Origin of the sequence: Bradyrhizobium sp. SPXBL-02 (assembly GCF_051853065.1) — a bacterium.
Taxonomy (GTDB): domain Bacteria; phylum Pseudomonadota; class Alphaproteobacteria; order Rhizobiales; family Xanthobacteraceae; genus Bradyrhizobium.
Map to the genome: position 1 here is coordinate 6,704,860 of NZ_CP182474.1, position 13,026 is coordinate 6,717,885.

Genomic DNA, 13,026 nt, shown 5'->3' on the forward strand with positions numbered 1-13,026 from the left:
AGGGAAACCCGTTTCTGCATGGAAATCCGCGACATCATGCATCCATGAAAACGGGGTAGAGGGAGGCCAGCAGCAGGATCGCCATCAGGATGTTGAAGGCGCGGACCAGCCGCTCGGAGGTCAGGACCGGCCGCAATGCGGAGCCGAACAGGGCCCAGACTACGGTCGAGACTGTGCCGACGATCAGGCTGATCACAGTCTGAATGGCGATGTTGATCGGGAATTGGGCGATCGCCGCATAGGCGGTGATGGTGCCGATCACGATCACCCAGCCCTTGGCGTTGATCCATTGGAACATCGCCGCGCCCCAGAAGGTCATGGGGCCGCGGCCATTCTCCTCGCCCGGCTTTGCCGGACCGGCCATGGCGATCGCGGCAGCCAGGTAAATCAGGTAGGCGGCGCCTGCATATTTCAGGATGGTCTGGAGGATCGGATAGGCCAGGAACACCGAGCCGAGCCCGAGGCCGACCGCGGCGACCATGAAGGCGAAGCCGAGCACGATGCCGACGATGTGCGGGATGGTGCGCCGGAAGCCGTAGGTCAGGCCGGAGGACAGCAGCATGATGTTGTTCGGCCCGGGCGTGAAGTACATCACGACCATGAAGACGAGGAAGGCATAGAACAGCGAGTAGGTCATCATCACCTCACGCAGTCTTCGGCAGAACTTGCGGGCGCTTCGCCAGCACCATCACGGCGATGCCGCCGATCACGGTCAGCATGCCGGCGAGGCGAAGCGGCCCGAACCGTTCGCCAAACACGATGCTGGAGGCCGCCGAGCCCACGAACGGCACCAGCAGCGCGAACGGCACGACTTGCGCAGCCGGGTAGTCGCGCAAGAGGCGGCCCCACAGCCAATAGGCGATGCTGGTCGAGATGCCGCCGAGCATCAGCATGCAAACCGCCGATGCCAGCGACATGTGCGTCAGCGACGTCCAGGTCGACGCCGGCCCGTTGGTGAGCAGCGCCAGCACGAACAGCGGCACGGCCGAGGCGAGGCAGAGCCAGGCAAACAGGTCGAACATCGGCACGCCGCGCGCGCCACGAAGCAGCAGATTGCCGATTGCGAAGCTGAGCGGCGAGATCATCAGCACCGCGAAGGCGGCAACGCTGAAATCATAGCCGACGGTGCCGCAGATCATCAGCAAGCCCGCCGCGGCGATGGCGACGCCGAGCGTCTGCACCGGCGTCGGACGTTCGCCGAATAGGATCGCGGCAAGGCCGATCGTGAACAGCGCCTGGCTCTGCACGACGACGGAGGTGAGGCCCACCGGGACGCCATGGGCGATGCCGTAGGCCTGCGACAGGAACTGACCGAGGAACAACGTGAAGCTGATCGCGATCAGCAGTGACCAGGCGACCTTCGGCTTCGGAATGAACAGGCACGGTGCCGCAGCGATCGTAAATCGCAACGCCGTCATCAGCTCCGGCGAAAGCTCGTCGAGCGCGATCCGGCTCGCCACGAAGGCAAGCCCCCAGATGATCGCCACCATGACGGCGATGAGGATGTCGGCCGGCTTCATTGTTGTTTCCGGTTCTGCCTTGTCGTGCAGCCCTGTTTATTGTTCTGGTCTAGCCTTGCTCGCCGGCTTTCGGTTTCCGCAGCAGATAGGTGCCGTGCATCGGCGCGTGATAGTCGGCCGCGACCAGGGTGAAGCCGACGTCGGTCAGCATCCGCTCCATCACCCAGCCGAAGGTGGAATATTCGTCGCGCATGTGGGTCACCACGCCCTCGCGGGAGAAATCGTGGTTCTTGATCTGGAAGTCGGCCCATTGCTCGACGTCACGCTCGATCGCGTCAGGCATCGATGAGTAAACAATGTCACGGAGATAAAACGTCGCTCCGGGCTTGAGCGCGCGAAAAATCCGCGACATCGCCACCGCCTTCCAGAAATCCGGCAGATGGTGCAGCGTGAACTCGCTGACGATGAGATCGTAGGATTCGGGCCGGTAGGCGAAGCTGAGCAGGCCGGCGGATTGGGTGCGCACCGGTGCCTTGCGGTCGCGGGCATAGATCTCGGCCAGCGCCAGCATTGCCGGCGAAATATCGATGGCGTCGACGTCGGCCCCCATCAACGCCGCTTCGGTGGCGAGCACGCCGTTGCCGCAGCCGATATCGGCGATGCGCCAGCCGCGCTGGACCCCGAGCATCTTCAGCGCGGCGCGCGCCCGCAGATCGGCATCGTCATGGTTGTCGTAGATCGAGGCCACAGCGGGCTCGATCCCCATCCGGTTCCGCTCGTTGTAGTACCAGTCGCGCGCCAGCATGGCTCACATCCCTTCAGGCCCGCGGCCGATCGCGGCAACGCCGGTGCGCGACACCTCGACGAGGCCGAGCGGGCGCATCAGGTCGATAAATTGATTGATCTTGTCCGTATTGCCTGTGATCTCGAACACAAAGCTCTCGGTGGTGGCGTCGATCACCCGGGCGCGGAACGCATCCGCCAGCCGGAGCGCCTCGACCCGATGATCGCCCTGTCCGCGCACTTTCACCATCGCCAGCTCGCGCTCGATCGAGCGCTTGGTCTGGGTCATGTCGACGACCTGATACACCGGGATCATGCGGTCGAGCTGGTTCTTGATCTGCGCGATCACCATCGGCGTGCCCGTGGTGACGATGGTGATCCGAGAGAGGTGCTTCTGAGCCTCGGTCTCCGAGACCGTGAGGCTCTCGATGTTGTAGCCGCGCCCCGAGAACAGGCCGATGACGCGCGCGAGCACGCCCGGCTCGTTCTGCACGAGCACCGCAAGCGTATGCGTCTCGTTGGGATCGTGACGGTCCTCGATGAAATAGGCGGATGCGGGCTGGTTCATTGTCGTCCCCTCTTGTCTCTCCGTCACGCCATCGCTGGCGCGTCCGTCCCGACCCAACGGCGGAACAGATCGAAATCGATATTGCCGCCGGACAGCACGAGACCGACGCGCTTGCCCTTCAGCTTGCTCTTTTCCTGCAGCGCCGCGGCCAGCGCGGCTGCGCCGGCGCCTTCGGCGAGATTATGCGTATCGGTCCAGTAGGCGCGGATCGCGGCGGCGACCTCGTCGTCGGTGACCTCTACGATGCGCGAGGCGCCCTTGCGGATCAGCGCGAACGCATCCTCGTCGGGGATGCGCGTTGCCATGCCGTCGGCGCGCGTGTTGCTGGTCTCGGTCGTCACGATTTTTCCGGCCGCGAACGACAGCGCATAGGACGGCGCTTCCGTCGACTGTACGCCGACGATCTCGGTCTTCAGGCCGAGCAGGTCGCGCGCCATGATGCAGCCGCAGATGCCGGAGCCCTGCCCGATCGGCACATAGAGGACGTCGAGGTCGGGCACTGCGCGGAATAGTTCGAGAGCGTAGGTCGCAACGCCAAGAACGAGATCCGGGTGGAACGAGGGCACCATGTGGAGCCCGGCGAACTGCGCGCGACGCTCGGCTTCCTCGCGTGCCGCCTGAAAGTCCTCGCCGTGTTCGACGAGTTCGGCACCGAAGGCCTTCATCGCGCGGTTCTTCTCGACCGAGTTGCCGCGCGGCACATAGATCACCGCGGGCACGCCGTGCCGGCTCGCGGCAAAGGCGAGGCTCTGGCCGTGATTGCCGCGCGTCGCCGAGATGATACCCGGCGTGTTCGGCCGCTCGCGCTTCAGCCGTTCGAGATAGACGAGGCCGCCGCGCACCTTGAAGGCGCCGATCGGCGTGTGGTTCTCGTGCTTCACCACGACCTCGGTGCCGAGCCGACCTGCGAGCAACGGCCAGGCATGCGCCGGCGTTGCCGGCACCGCCTGCCCCACGATCGCATGTGCGCGCTCGAGCTCCCTCAGGTCGAACATGGCCTCAGACCAGCGCCTTGCCGCCGGCGAATGCCTTCGCGGTGGCCTCGTCGTTGGCCTGCTCCGGCAGCAGCATCTCGTTATGTGCCTTGCCGGAGGGGATCATCGGGAAGCAGTTTTCGAGTGCCGCGACACGGCAGTCGAACAGCACCGGGCGCTTGACCGAGATCATCTCCTTGATGGCGCCATCGAGATCGGCCGGTTTGTGCACCTGGAGGCCGACGGCGCCGTAGGCCTCCGCGAGCTTGACGAAGTCCGGCAGCGCCTCCGAATAGGAATGCGACAGCCGGTTGCCGTGCAGCAGCTGCTGCCACTGGCGCACCATGCCCATGTACTGGTTGTTCAGGATGAAGATCTTGATCGGCAGCTCGTACTGAACCGCCGTCGACATCTCCTGCATCGTCATCTGCACCGAGGCATCGCCCGCAATGTCGATGACGAGACTGTCCGGATGCGCCACCTGAACGCCGACCGCGGCCGGCAGGCCGTAGCCCATCGTGCCGAGACCGCCCGAGGTCATCCAGCGATGTGGCTCCTCGAAGCCGTAGAACTGCGCCGCCCACATCTGATGCTGGCCGACCTCGGTCGTGATGTAGGTATCCTTGCCGCGCGTCGCTTCGAACAGGCTCTGGATCGCGTGCTGCGGCAGGATGACGTCGTTGCTCTTCTTGTAATAGAGCGAGTTACGGGCGCGCCATTGCGCGATCTGCTGCCACCACGACCTGATGTCGGGCTTCTTCGCCTCCGCCTTGAACACCTGGAGGATGTCGCCGAGGACGTTGCCGCAATCGCCGATGATCGGCACGTCGACCCGGATGTTCTTGTTGATCGAGGACGGATCGATGTCGATGTGGATCTTCTTCGAGCCCGGCGAGAACGCATCGACGCGGCCGGTGATGCGATCGTCGAAGCGCGCGCCGACGCACAGCATGACGTCGCAATCATGCATGGTCATGTTCGCCTCGTAGGTGCCGTGCATGCCGAGCATGCCGAGCCAGTTCTTGCCCGACGCCGGATAGGCGCCGAGGCCCATCAGCGTCGAGGTGATCGGAATACCGGTGACCTCGACCAGTTCGCGCAACAGCTTGGTCGCCTCGGGGCCGGAATTGATCACGCCGCCGCCGCTGTAGATCACGGGACGCTTGGCATTCGCGAGCAGCGAGACCGCTTTACGGATCTGCGTCGCATCGCCCTTCAGGCGCGGCGCGTAGGAGCGGTGCACGTCCGATTTGCGCGGCGGATGATAGGTGCCGGTGGCGAACTGCACGTCCTTGGGGACGTCGACCAGCACCGGGCCCGGACGGCCCGAGGTTGCGACGTAGAAGGCCTCATGCAGCACCTTGGCGAGATCGTTGACGTCGCGCACCAGCCAGTTGTGCTTGGTGCAGGGGCGCGTGATGCCGACGGTGTCACATTCCTGGAACGCATCGTTGCCGATCAGATGCGTCGGCACCTGGCCGGAGATGCAGACCAGCGGGATCGAGTCCATCAGCGCGTCCGTCAGCGGCGTCACCATGTTGGTGGCGCCGGGGCCGGAGGTCACCAGCGCAACGCCCGGCTTGCCGGTCGAGCGCGCATAGCCTTCGGCGGCATGGCCCGCGCCCTGCTCGTGGCGGACCAGGATGTGCTGGACCTCGCTCTGCTGGAAGATCTCGTCGTAGATCGGAAGCACCGCGCCGCCGGGATAGCCGAAAATGTCGGTCACGCCGTGATCGATGAGTGCGCGGACGATCATCGCTGCGCCGGTCATCTGGTTCGGATCGTGGCTCTTGTCGCTCATTGGCTTGCTCCGGATGCGCTGTTGTCAGCGGCTTCGTTCGTGTCGGGTTCGGGAAATAAAAAAGGCCCCGAAGAGGGCCCATGCACACCGCCTGTCATGTGGATGGCAGCTAGCCACCCCCGGCGGTGTGCCTGGGTACGACGGCGATAAGGAGTTTGGTAATAATGTTACGCATGGCGGGCGCTCGGCTTCCCAAAGGTTGCGCGAAACATAGCGGCCAAAGCCTGGATGTCAAGGCAATGCGGCCGTTCCCGCGCGATTTTGGCAGTGTAGCGGTGTTCCCCGGGTTCGGCGAGAGGTAAATTCGGGAACCCGGCAAAAAAGCGCGTCAATCGAGGTCCCGCTCCGCGGTCACGATGGCCGCGAGCCATCCCCTCGCCTCCTCCGGCCTGACCCATTCGAAGTCGGGCAGCTGGTGCCGGAACCAGGTGAATTGCCGCTTAGCGTAGTGGCGGGTATCGCCGCGGCCGATGCTGGCGGCCTCCTCCAGGCTGAGCTCGCCGCGCAGATGCCGGATCAAGGACGGCACGCCATGGGCCTTCATGGCCGGCAGCAGCGGATCGAGTTGCCTGGCGGCGAGCCGCTCGACCTCCTTGAGCGCGCCGGCGCCCAACATGGCATCGAAACGAGCATCGATGCGGGCATAGAGCTCGTCACGCCCGGGCGCGAGGAAGATCGCACGAAAACTGTCCTTGGGCAGCAGCGGTGGCTGTCCCTCGCGGTGCCAATCGAGCAGCGAACGGCCGGTTGCCTCGATCACCTCGAGCGCGCGGGCGATGCGGGTGCGGTCGCGCAGGCTCAATCGCTCGGCCGCGCGCGGATCGCGGGCTGCGAGTTCCGCGTGCAGCGCCTCGACGCCGTTCCGCTCCAGCCGCGCGCGCACGTCCTCGCGCAGCTCGGCGGGGATCGGCGGCACCACGGAGAGACCTGTGGTCAGTGCCTTGAAATAGAGCCCGGTGCCGCCGATGAAGATCGGCAGACGTCGCTGCGCCCTCGCCTCATGGAGCGCCTTCGCGGCATCGCTTACCCAGGCACCGGCCGAGAAATTCACGGCGGCATCGACGTGGCCATAGAGCCGATGCGGCACGAGCGCCTCGTCCGCCGCGGTCGGCCGCGCCGTGATGATGCGGAGGTCACGATAGACCTGCATGGAATCGGCATTGATGACGACGCCGCCGGCGGCGAGCGCAAGCTCGAGCGCCAGCGCCGACTTGCCGCTGGCGGTCGGGCCTGCGATAAGCACGGCCTTGCTCGAATGCCCCTCGCTCACGAAAACCTCAAATGTCCCTCGTCGCCACGCTGATCTGCAATCCTGACAATCCCGCGCTCGACTCGACCATCGTCGACGGCGCCCGCGCCGTGCTGCCGCAGGCGGCGCCCGCGCACTGGCTGTTCGACGGGGTTGCGGTCGACATCCCCTTCGGCGCCGACAGTAACCTCGCAGGCGACCGCCACGCCATCGAGCAGCGGTTGCGCGAGCTCCGCGGCGACCTGCCCATCGACATCGTCGTGCAGCCTGTTGGCTCCAGGCGCAAGAAGCTTTTTCTCGCCGACATGGATTCCACCATGATCGGCCAGGAATGCATCGACGAGCTCGCCGATTTCGTCGGGGTCAAGGCGCATGTCGCAGGCATCACCGAGCGTGCGATGCGCGGCGAGATCGAGTTCGAGCCGGCGCTGCGCGAGCGCGTCGCGCTGCTCAAGGACCTGCCGGCCACCGCGGTCGACGAGGTGCTGGCCAAGCGCATCACGCTGACGCCGGGCGGCCGCGAGCTGGTCGCGACCATGCGCGCGAACGGCGCCTATACCTGCCTCGTCTCCGGCGGCTTTACTTTGTTCACGCGCGCGGTCGCCGCCAAGATCGGCTTCCAGGAGAACCGCGCCAACGAGCTCGTCGTGCGCGACGGCAAGTTCACCGGCGAAGTGAAGGAACCGATCCTGGGCCGCGCCGCGAAGCTCGCGACGCTGGTGGACCTGATGGAATCGTTCGATCTCGACGACATCGACTCGGTCGTGGTCGGCGACGGCGCCAACGATCTCGCGATGATCCAGGCCGCGGGGCTGGGTGTGGCCTATCACGCCAAGCCCGCCGTGGCGGCGGCTGCGGCGGCGCGGATCGATCACGGCGATCTCACTGCGCTGCTTTATGCGCAGGGGTATCGGCGCGACGAGTTCGTGGAGGGCTAGCCGCCCTTGCTGCACGCTCAGCAGCCGTAGGTGGGCAAACGCGCCCTTGCGCCGTGCCCACCCTTGTTGCCGCGAGGGTAGAAAGATGGTGGGCACGCTTCGCTTTGCCCACCCTACAGGACCGTGCCTTTCCTACTGCACGCTCAGCGCGACAAACCGCAGCTCGCCGTCGCCGTTCGAGACCAGCAGCAGCACCGATTTCTTGCCGTCCTTCTTGAGCTGGTCGACCCGCTTCTGGATGTCGGCGCCGCTCGACACCGCCTCCTGCGCCACCTCGACGATGACGTCGCCGGCGGACAGACGCTTCTCGGCGGCGTCCGAATTGGCGTCGACATTGGTGACGACCACGCCCTTGACGCTCTCCTTGATCTTGTAGCGCGTACGCAGATCCTTGCTCAGCGCTGCGAGATCGAGGCCGAGCGCCTTCTGCGTCACCGGCTTCTCCGGCGCCGGCTCGTCGGTCTTCACCGCCGCCTGCACCTTGTCGGGATCCTGGAGGCGGCCGAGCGTGACCTTCTTGATCTCTTCCTGGCCCTTGCGGATGATGACGACGTCGACCTCCTTGCCGACCGCGGTGTCGGCGACGACGCGGGACAGGTCCTTCGGGTCCTTGACGTCCTTGCCGTCGAACTTGACGACGACGTCGCCGGGCTCGATCCCGGCGGGCTTGGCCGGGCCCTTGTCGTCGACGCCGGCGACCAGCGCACCGCGCGCGGGCTTGATGTTGAGGCTTTCGGCGATCTCGTCGGTGACGCTCTGGATGCGCACGCCCAGCCAGCCGCGGCGCAGCTCGCCGAACTGGCGGAGCTGGTCGACGACGCCCACCACCGTCTTCGACGGCACGGCGAAGCCGATGCCGATGGAGCCGCCGGACGGCGAGATGATCAGCGTGTTGACGCCGATGACGTCGCCGTCGAGGTTGAACAGCGGACCACCGGAATTGCCGCGGTTGATGGAGGCGTCGGTCTGGATGTAGCTGTCGTACGGCCCGGAGGAGATGTCGCGGTTCTTGGCCGAGACGATGCCGGCCGTCACCGTACCACCGAGACTGAAGGGATTGCCGATCGCGACCACCCAGTCGCCGAGGCGCAGCTTGTCGCTATCGCCGAACTTCACCGCGACCAGCGGCTTCGGCGGCTTGATCTTGAGCACGGCGAGATCGGTCTTCTTGTCGACGCCGACCAGCTCGGCCTTGATCTTGGTGCCGTCGTTGAGGATGACGTGGATCTCGTCGGCATCCGCAATGACGTGGTTGTTGGTGACGACGACGCCCGCCGTGTCGATGATGAAGCCGCTTCCGAGCGAGTTGGTCTTGCGCGGCGGGTTGTTGTCGCCGCGCTCGCCGCCCTTGCTGCCGCCGCCGGGACCCCGGCGGTTCTTGAAGAAGTCGTCAAAGAACTCCTCGAACGGCGAGCCTGGCGGCAGTTGCGGCATGGTGTTGCTGCCGCCCCCCTTGGCCTCGACCGTCTGCGAGGTCGAGATGTTGACGACCGCGTCGATCACCTTCTCGGCGACGTCAGCGATGCCATCCGGTCCGCGCGCATGGGCCGGCGTGCCGAACGCGCTGAAAGCACCGACGGCGAGCGCGGCCAGCCCAATTCGCACACCAAGTCGCACGCGGCGGCGCGAGCGGGACGGGGCAATGGTGGCAGCGGTCATTGTGATCTCCAGACAAAGGGATTCGGCGCCAGACTGCGCTCGAACGGGGGCACGGCGCAAGCGCGGAGCTTCACGGGCCTCAAGAGCCCGATAATAAGGCGAAAACCAGTCTGGCGCCTTCACTTTGGCGTTGGCCGAAGCCCTAAATCGGCCGACGCATAACCCAGATCAGGACCAGTCCGGCCACGGCCGAGGCAATCCCGACCGCCCGCAGGATGTTGTCCGGAGTGGCGATGGCGCTTTTCATGGCTTTGCGCATCCAGTTCGGACTGGCTGCGAACATCAAGCCTTCGAGCACGAACAGGATGCCTAGGCCGATGAGGAAGTCGGCGAACGCAATGGACCTCATCGGAATGGAACCTCCCGTTATGCTGTTCTTGTCTGGACAAAGGGCGGCGAAATCCGCCGCCCTTGTCTAGCTTACGGCTTCGCCGGCGTCTCGGTTGCCGTCTTGCCGGACGGGTTACCGAAGTACCGGAAGAAATCCGAATCCGGCCGCAGCAGGAAGCGGGTGTCGTTGGCACGCAGCCCGTTCTCATAGGCCGTCATCGACCGGTAGAAGGCGAAGAAGTCGGCGTCCTTGCCGTAGGCCTCCGCAAACAGGCGGTTGCGCTCGGCATCGCCCGCACCGCGGGTCTGCTCGGCCTGCGAATTGGCCTCCGCGACGATGACGGTCGCCTCGCGGTCGGCCTTGGACTTGATCTCCTGGGCCTTCTGGCCACCCTGTGCCCGGAACTCGGCGGCCTCGCGCTCACGCTCCGTCTTCATGCGCAGATAGACCGCCTGGCTGTTCTGTTCCGGCAGATCTGCGCGGCGGATCCGGACGTCGACGACCTGAATGCCGTAGCCGTCGGCCTCGCGGTCGAGCTGGTCGCGGATGCGCAGCATCAGCTTCTCGCGGTCGTCGCGCACCACGTTGATGAACGTGACCTCGCCGAGCACGCGGCGCAGCGCCGCGTTCAGGAGCGTGGTGAGCTGGATGTTGGCGGCCTGGATCGAGCCGACGCTCTGATAGAAGCGCAGCGCATCCTTGATGCGGTAGCGCGCAAAGGCGTCGACCACGAGCCGCTTCTGGTCGGAGGCGATCGCCTCCTGCGACGGGTTCTCCAGGTCGAGGATCCGCTTGTCGATGTTGATCACCGAATTCCACGGCGCCTTGAAATGCAGGCCGGGCGCGGTGACGACGTCGACCGGCCTGCCGAACTGGAGCACGATCGTCTGCTCGGTCTGCTGCACCGTGAACAGCGACATGTAGGCCACGATCAGGACCAGGAGCAGCCCGATCAGCGTGACGAAACCTGTAACCGGAGACCTCATCGGCTTGCTCCGCTCGACTGCGGACCGGGTGTCCGTTTGGGCGCCAGTTCGGGAAGCGGCAGATAGGGCACGACGCCTTGGCCTGAGGGGCCGCCGTCATAGACGAGCTTGTCGGCGCCGCCGAGCACGCGCTCCATCGTCTCCAGATAAATCCGTTCTCGCGTCACGTCGGGCGCCTTCTTGTATTCCTCGTAAACCTTCAGGAAGCGCGCGCTCTGGCCCTTGGCCTCGGCAACCGCCTGCTCCTTGTAGCCCTCGGCGTCCTGGAGGATCTTGGCTGCCCGTCCATGCGCCTGCGGCACGACCTGGTTGGCGTAGGTGTGCGCCTCGTTTTGCAGCTGCTCGAGATTGGCACGGGCCGCCTGCACGTCGCGGAAGGCGTCGATCACCTGCGCCGGCGGATCGACCTTCTGCATCTGCACCTGGGTGATGAGAATGCCTGCGCCGTAGCTGTCGAGGGTCTTCTGGATCAGCTCCTGCACACGCTGCTCGATCGTGTTGCGGGCGCCGGTCAGGATCGGCTGGATCTGCGAACGGCCGATCACCTCACGCATCGCGCTCTCGGAGACCGCCTTCACGGTACCTTCGGGATTCTGGATGTTGAAGAGGAATTCGCCGATGCCGTCCGGCTTGATGCGCCAGAGCACGGTGAAGTCGACGTCGACGATGTTCTCGTCGCCGGTCAGCATCAGGCTCTCTTCAGGCACGTCGCGAATGGAGCGGCCGCGCCGCGCCGGATCGTCGATCAGCGTCATGCCGACGGAGATGGTGTTGACGCGCAGCGCCTTGGGCAGCAGCACTGTCTCGATTGGATAGGGCAGATGATAGTTCAGGCCGGGCTGCACGGTGCGGACATGCTTGCCGAAGCGCAGCACGACGCCGAGCTCTTCGGACTGCACGCGGAAGAAGCCCGACAGCAGCCAGAATGCGACGATCAGCAGGATGATCAGCGTGATGCCGATGCCGGAGAAATAGCCGCCCGGCATGATCTGCTGGAGGCGGTCCTGGCCGCGCCGCAGAAGGTCTTCCAGATCCGGCGGCCTCGGCCCGACCGGTTGCGGGCCCGAGCCCCATGGTCCCTTTGGACCCGAGCCCCACGGGCCACCGCCCTGATTCTTCCACGGCATTCGACGCTCTCCTCGGCAGGGTGGAATTGCCCCCGCCCGCTTTGTCCGGTCCGGCTTTATAGGGGACAGGCAAGTCCCTTACAACGCAGCCCTGACCGTCTTCCGAGCTATGCTCGGGCACGAAAAAGTCAATGTAAACATTGACGAAAGCGGTTAATGGCCGCGCCGCCGACGATATGTCACATAGGAGACGTCGGCGCTGTCGTCGGGGCCGGCAGGGTGGCGGATGCGTTCAACCTCGTCCCATTCCGCCTTGTCGATGTCGAAATACGTGTCGCCTTCGGGGCGCGCGTGCACTTCGGTAATTTCGAGACGATCGGCGCGATCCAGCCATTGCCGGAAGATCTCGGCGCCGCCGATTACCGCGATTTCAGTGACCGAACGCCGCAGGGCATCGCCAAGCGCGACCGCACCGGCATCCGCTGGCGACGTCGTGACGATGGCGCCATTGGCGCGATAGGCCGCATCGCGCGTGACCACGATGTTGGTGCGGCCCGGCAGCGGCCGGCGCAGGGTCTCGAAGGTCTTGCGCCCCATGATCACGGGCTTGCCGATGGTCAGCGCCTTGAAGCGCGCCATATCGGACTTCAACCGCCACGGCATGGCATTGCCCGTGCCGATAACGCCGTTCTCCGCGATCGCGACGACGAAGACGATCTCCATCAGGCAGAGCTCCCGGCAAGCTGTGTCAGCGCAGGCCCGGTGACGCGGCACAGCGTCCAGTCGTCCATCATGACCGCGCCGAGCGATTTGTAGAACGCGATCGAGGGTGCGTTCCAGTCGAGCACCGCCCATTGCAGGCGCGACCAGCCGTTGTCGACGCATTCCCTGGCGAGATAGGCCAGCAGCGCCTTGCCGAGACCCTTGCCCCGATGCGACGGCCGCACATAGAGATCTTCGAGATAAATGCCGTGGCGGCCGCTGAAGGTGGAGAAATTGAGAAACCACACCGCGAAGCCGACCGGCTCGCCGTTCCACTCCGCGATCGCGCAATAGAGCTGCGGCCGCTCGCCGAACAGCGCGTCGGCGATGTCGGCCTCGGTCGCCTCGACCTCGTGCGTGAGCTTTTCGTACTCAGCGAGCTCGCGGATGAAGGACAGGACGAGCCCGGCCTCCCCGAGCTGCGCACGGCGGATGGTCGACGACATCG

Annotated in this window: 14 protein-coding genes; 1 reads left to right on the forward strand and 13 read right to left on the reverse strand. The window is 65.4% G+C overall.

All coding sequences use genetic code 11. The features are described from left to right. Nucleotides 1-34: 34 nt before the first annotated feature. From ACNJYD_RS31200 to miaA, 7 genes are all read right to left on the reverse strand, one after another. Complete coding sequence (locus tag ACNJYD_RS31200; protein ID WP_172787432.1) at nt 35-637, reverse strand: LysE family translocator; 603 nt, start codon at nt 635-637, stop codon at nt 35-37. 7 nt (nt 638-644) lie between these two features. Continuing rightward, the gene (locus tag ACNJYD_RS31205) at nt 645-1,520 is read right to left on the reverse strand and encodes an EamA family transporter (RefSeq protein ID WP_439364275.1); all 876 of its coding nucleotides are present in this window, start codon (nt 1,518-1,520) and stop codon (nt 645-647) included. Nucleotides 1,521-1,569: 49 nt separating this feature from the next. After that, nucleotides 1,570-2,265, reverse strand: a complete 696-nt coding sequence (locus ACNJYD_RS31210; RefSeq protein WP_036006616.1) for a class I SAM-dependent methyltransferase — start codon at nt 2,263-2,265, stop codon at nt 1,570-1,572. Nucleotides 2,266-2,268: 3 nt separating this feature from the next. Beyond that, nucleotides 2,269-2,811 carry an acetolactate synthase small subunit gene (gene ilvN, locus ACNJYD_RS31215; RefSeq protein ID WP_439364276.1) on the reverse strand — a complete coding sequence of 181 codons (543 nt, stop codon included), beginning with the start codon at nt 2,809-2,811 and terminating at the stop codon, nt 2,269-2,271. Nucleotides 2,812-2,834: 23 nt separating this feature from the next. Continuing rightward, complete coding sequence (locus ACNJYD_RS31220; RefSeq protein WP_439364277.1) at nt 2,835-3,806, reverse strand: threonine dehydratase; 972 nt, start codon at nt 3,804-3,806, stop codon at nt 2,835-2,837. Nucleotides 3,807-3,810: 4 nt separating this feature from the next. Then, nucleotides 3,811-5,586 (reverse strand): acetolactate synthase 3 large subunit, encoded by a 1,776-nt coding sequence (locus tag ACNJYD_RS31225; protein ID WP_439364278.1) that lies wholly within the window; start codon nt 5,584-5,586, stop codon nt 3,811-3,813. A gap of 328 nt (nt 5,587-5,914) precedes the next feature. After that, a complete protein-coding gene (gene miaA, locus ACNJYD_RS31230) occupies nt 5,915-6,856 on the reverse strand; it encodes a tRNA (adenosine(37)-N6)-dimethylallyltransferase MiaA (protein WP_439364279.1) in 942 nt (313 codons plus the stop codon). 11 nt (nt 6,857-6,867) lie between these two features. Here miaA and serB point away from each other — a divergent pair, with 11 nt between their 5' ends. After that, nucleotides 6,868-7,773 carry a phosphoserine phosphatase SerB gene (gene serB / locus ACNJYD_RS31235; RefSeq protein ID WP_439364281.1) on the forward strand — a complete coding sequence of 302 codons (906 nt, stop codon included), beginning with the start codon at nt 6,868-6,870 and terminating at the stop codon, nt 7,771-7,773. Nucleotides 7,774-7,905: 132 nt separating this feature from the next. Here serB and ACNJYD_RS31240 read toward each other — a convergent pair whose 3' ends face one another. The 6 genes from ACNJYD_RS31240 to ACNJYD_RS31265 form a co-directional block, all read right to left on the reverse strand. Then, entirely contained in the window at nt 7,906-9,432 is a 1,527-nt protein-coding gene (locus ACNJYD_RS31240) for a Do family serine endopeptidase (protein ID WP_172787438.1), read from the reverse strand. A gap of 142 nt (nt 9,433-9,574) precedes the next feature. Continuing rightward, the gene (locus ACNJYD_RS31245) at nt 9,575-9,781 is read right to left on the reverse strand and encodes a DUF2065 domain-containing protein (protein ID WP_172787439.1); all 207 of its coding nucleotides are present in this window, start codon (nt 9,779-9,781) and stop codon (nt 9,575-9,577) included. A gap of 71 nt (nt 9,782-9,852) precedes the next feature. Then, nucleotides 9,853-10,749: a protease modulator HflC gene (hflC, locus tag ACNJYD_RS31250; protein ID WP_212259142.1), complete on the reverse strand. Its 897-nt coding sequence runs from the start codon at nt 10,747-10,749 to the stop codon at nt 9,853-9,855. After that, entirely contained in the window at nt 10,746-11,876 is a 1,131-nt protein-coding gene (hflK, locus tag ACNJYD_RS31255) for an FtsH protease activity modulator HflK (protein ID WP_172787441.1), read from the reverse strand. Before hflK ends, hflC begins: the two co-directional genes overlap by 4 nt. A gap of 153 nt (nt 11,877-12,029) precedes the next feature. Next, complete coding sequence (locus ACNJYD_RS31260; protein ID WP_260380257.1) at nt 12,030-12,539, reverse strand: dihydrofolate reductase; 510 nt, start codon at nt 12,537-12,539, stop codon at nt 12,030-12,032. Continuing rightward, a complete protein-coding gene (locus ACNJYD_RS31265; RefSeq protein WP_212259140.1) occupies nt 12,539-13,024 on the reverse strand; it encodes a GNAT family N-acetyltransferase in 486 nt (161 codons plus the stop codon). Before ACNJYD_RS31265 ends, ACNJYD_RS31260 begins: the two co-directional genes overlap by 1 nt. Nucleotides 13,025-13,026 lie beyond the last annotated feature (2 nt).

Bases quoted from the DNA above. Each gene is read 5' to 3' on its own strand.
- ACNJYD_RS31220 (WP_439364277.1), bottom strand. From the start codon at position 3,806: ATGTTCGACCTGAGGGAGCTCGAGCGCGCACATGCGATCGTGGGGCAG.
- ACNJYD_RS31245 (WP_172787439.1), bottom strand. From the start codon at position 9,781: ATGAGGTCCATTGCGTTCGCCGACTTCCTCATCGGCCTAGGCATCCTG.
- ACNJYD_RS31225 (WP_439364278.1), bottom strand. From the start codon at position 5,586: ATGAGCGACAAGAGCCACGATCCGAACCAGATGACCGGCGCAGCGATG.
- hflC (WP_212259142.1), bottom strand. From the start codon at position 10,749: ATGAGGTCTCCGGTTACAGGTTTCGTCACGCTGATCGGGCTGCTCCTG.
- ACNJYD_RS31265 (WP_212259140.1), bottom strand. From the start codon at position 13,024: ATGTCGTCGACCATCCGCCGTGCGCAGCTCGGGGAGGCCGGGCTCGTC.
- ACNJYD_RS31240 (WP_172787438.1), bottom strand. From the start codon at position 9,432: ATGACCGCTGCCACCATTGCCCCGTCCCGCTCGCGCCGCCGCGTGCGA.
- ACNJYD_RS31200 (WP_172787432.1), bottom strand. From the start codon at position 637: ATGACCTACTCGCTGTTCTATGCCTTCCTCGTCTTCATGGTCGTGATG.
- ilvN (WP_439364276.1), bottom strand. From the start codon at position 2,811: ATGAACCAGCCCGCATCCGCCTATTTCATCGAGGACCGTCACGATCCC.
- ACNJYD_RS31210 (WP_036006616.1), bottom strand. From the start codon at position 2,265: ATGCTGGCGCGCGACTGGTACTACAACGAGCGGAACCGGATGGGGATC.
- ACNJYD_RS31205 (WP_439364275.1), bottom strand. From the start codon at position 1,520: ATGAAGCCGGCCGACATCCTCATCGCCGTCATGGTGGCGATCATCTGG.
- ACNJYD_RS31260 (WP_260380257.1), bottom strand. From the start codon at position 12,539: ATGGAGATCGTCTTCGTCGTCGCGATCGCGGAGAACGGCGTTATCGGC.
- serB (WP_439364281.1), top strand. From the start codon at position 6,868: ATGTCCCTCGTCGCCACGCTGATCTGCAATCCTGACAATCCCGCGCTC.
- hflK (WP_172787441.1), bottom strand. From the start codon at position 11,876: ATGCCGTGGAAGAATCAGGGCGGTGGCCCGTGGGGCTCGGGTCCAAAG.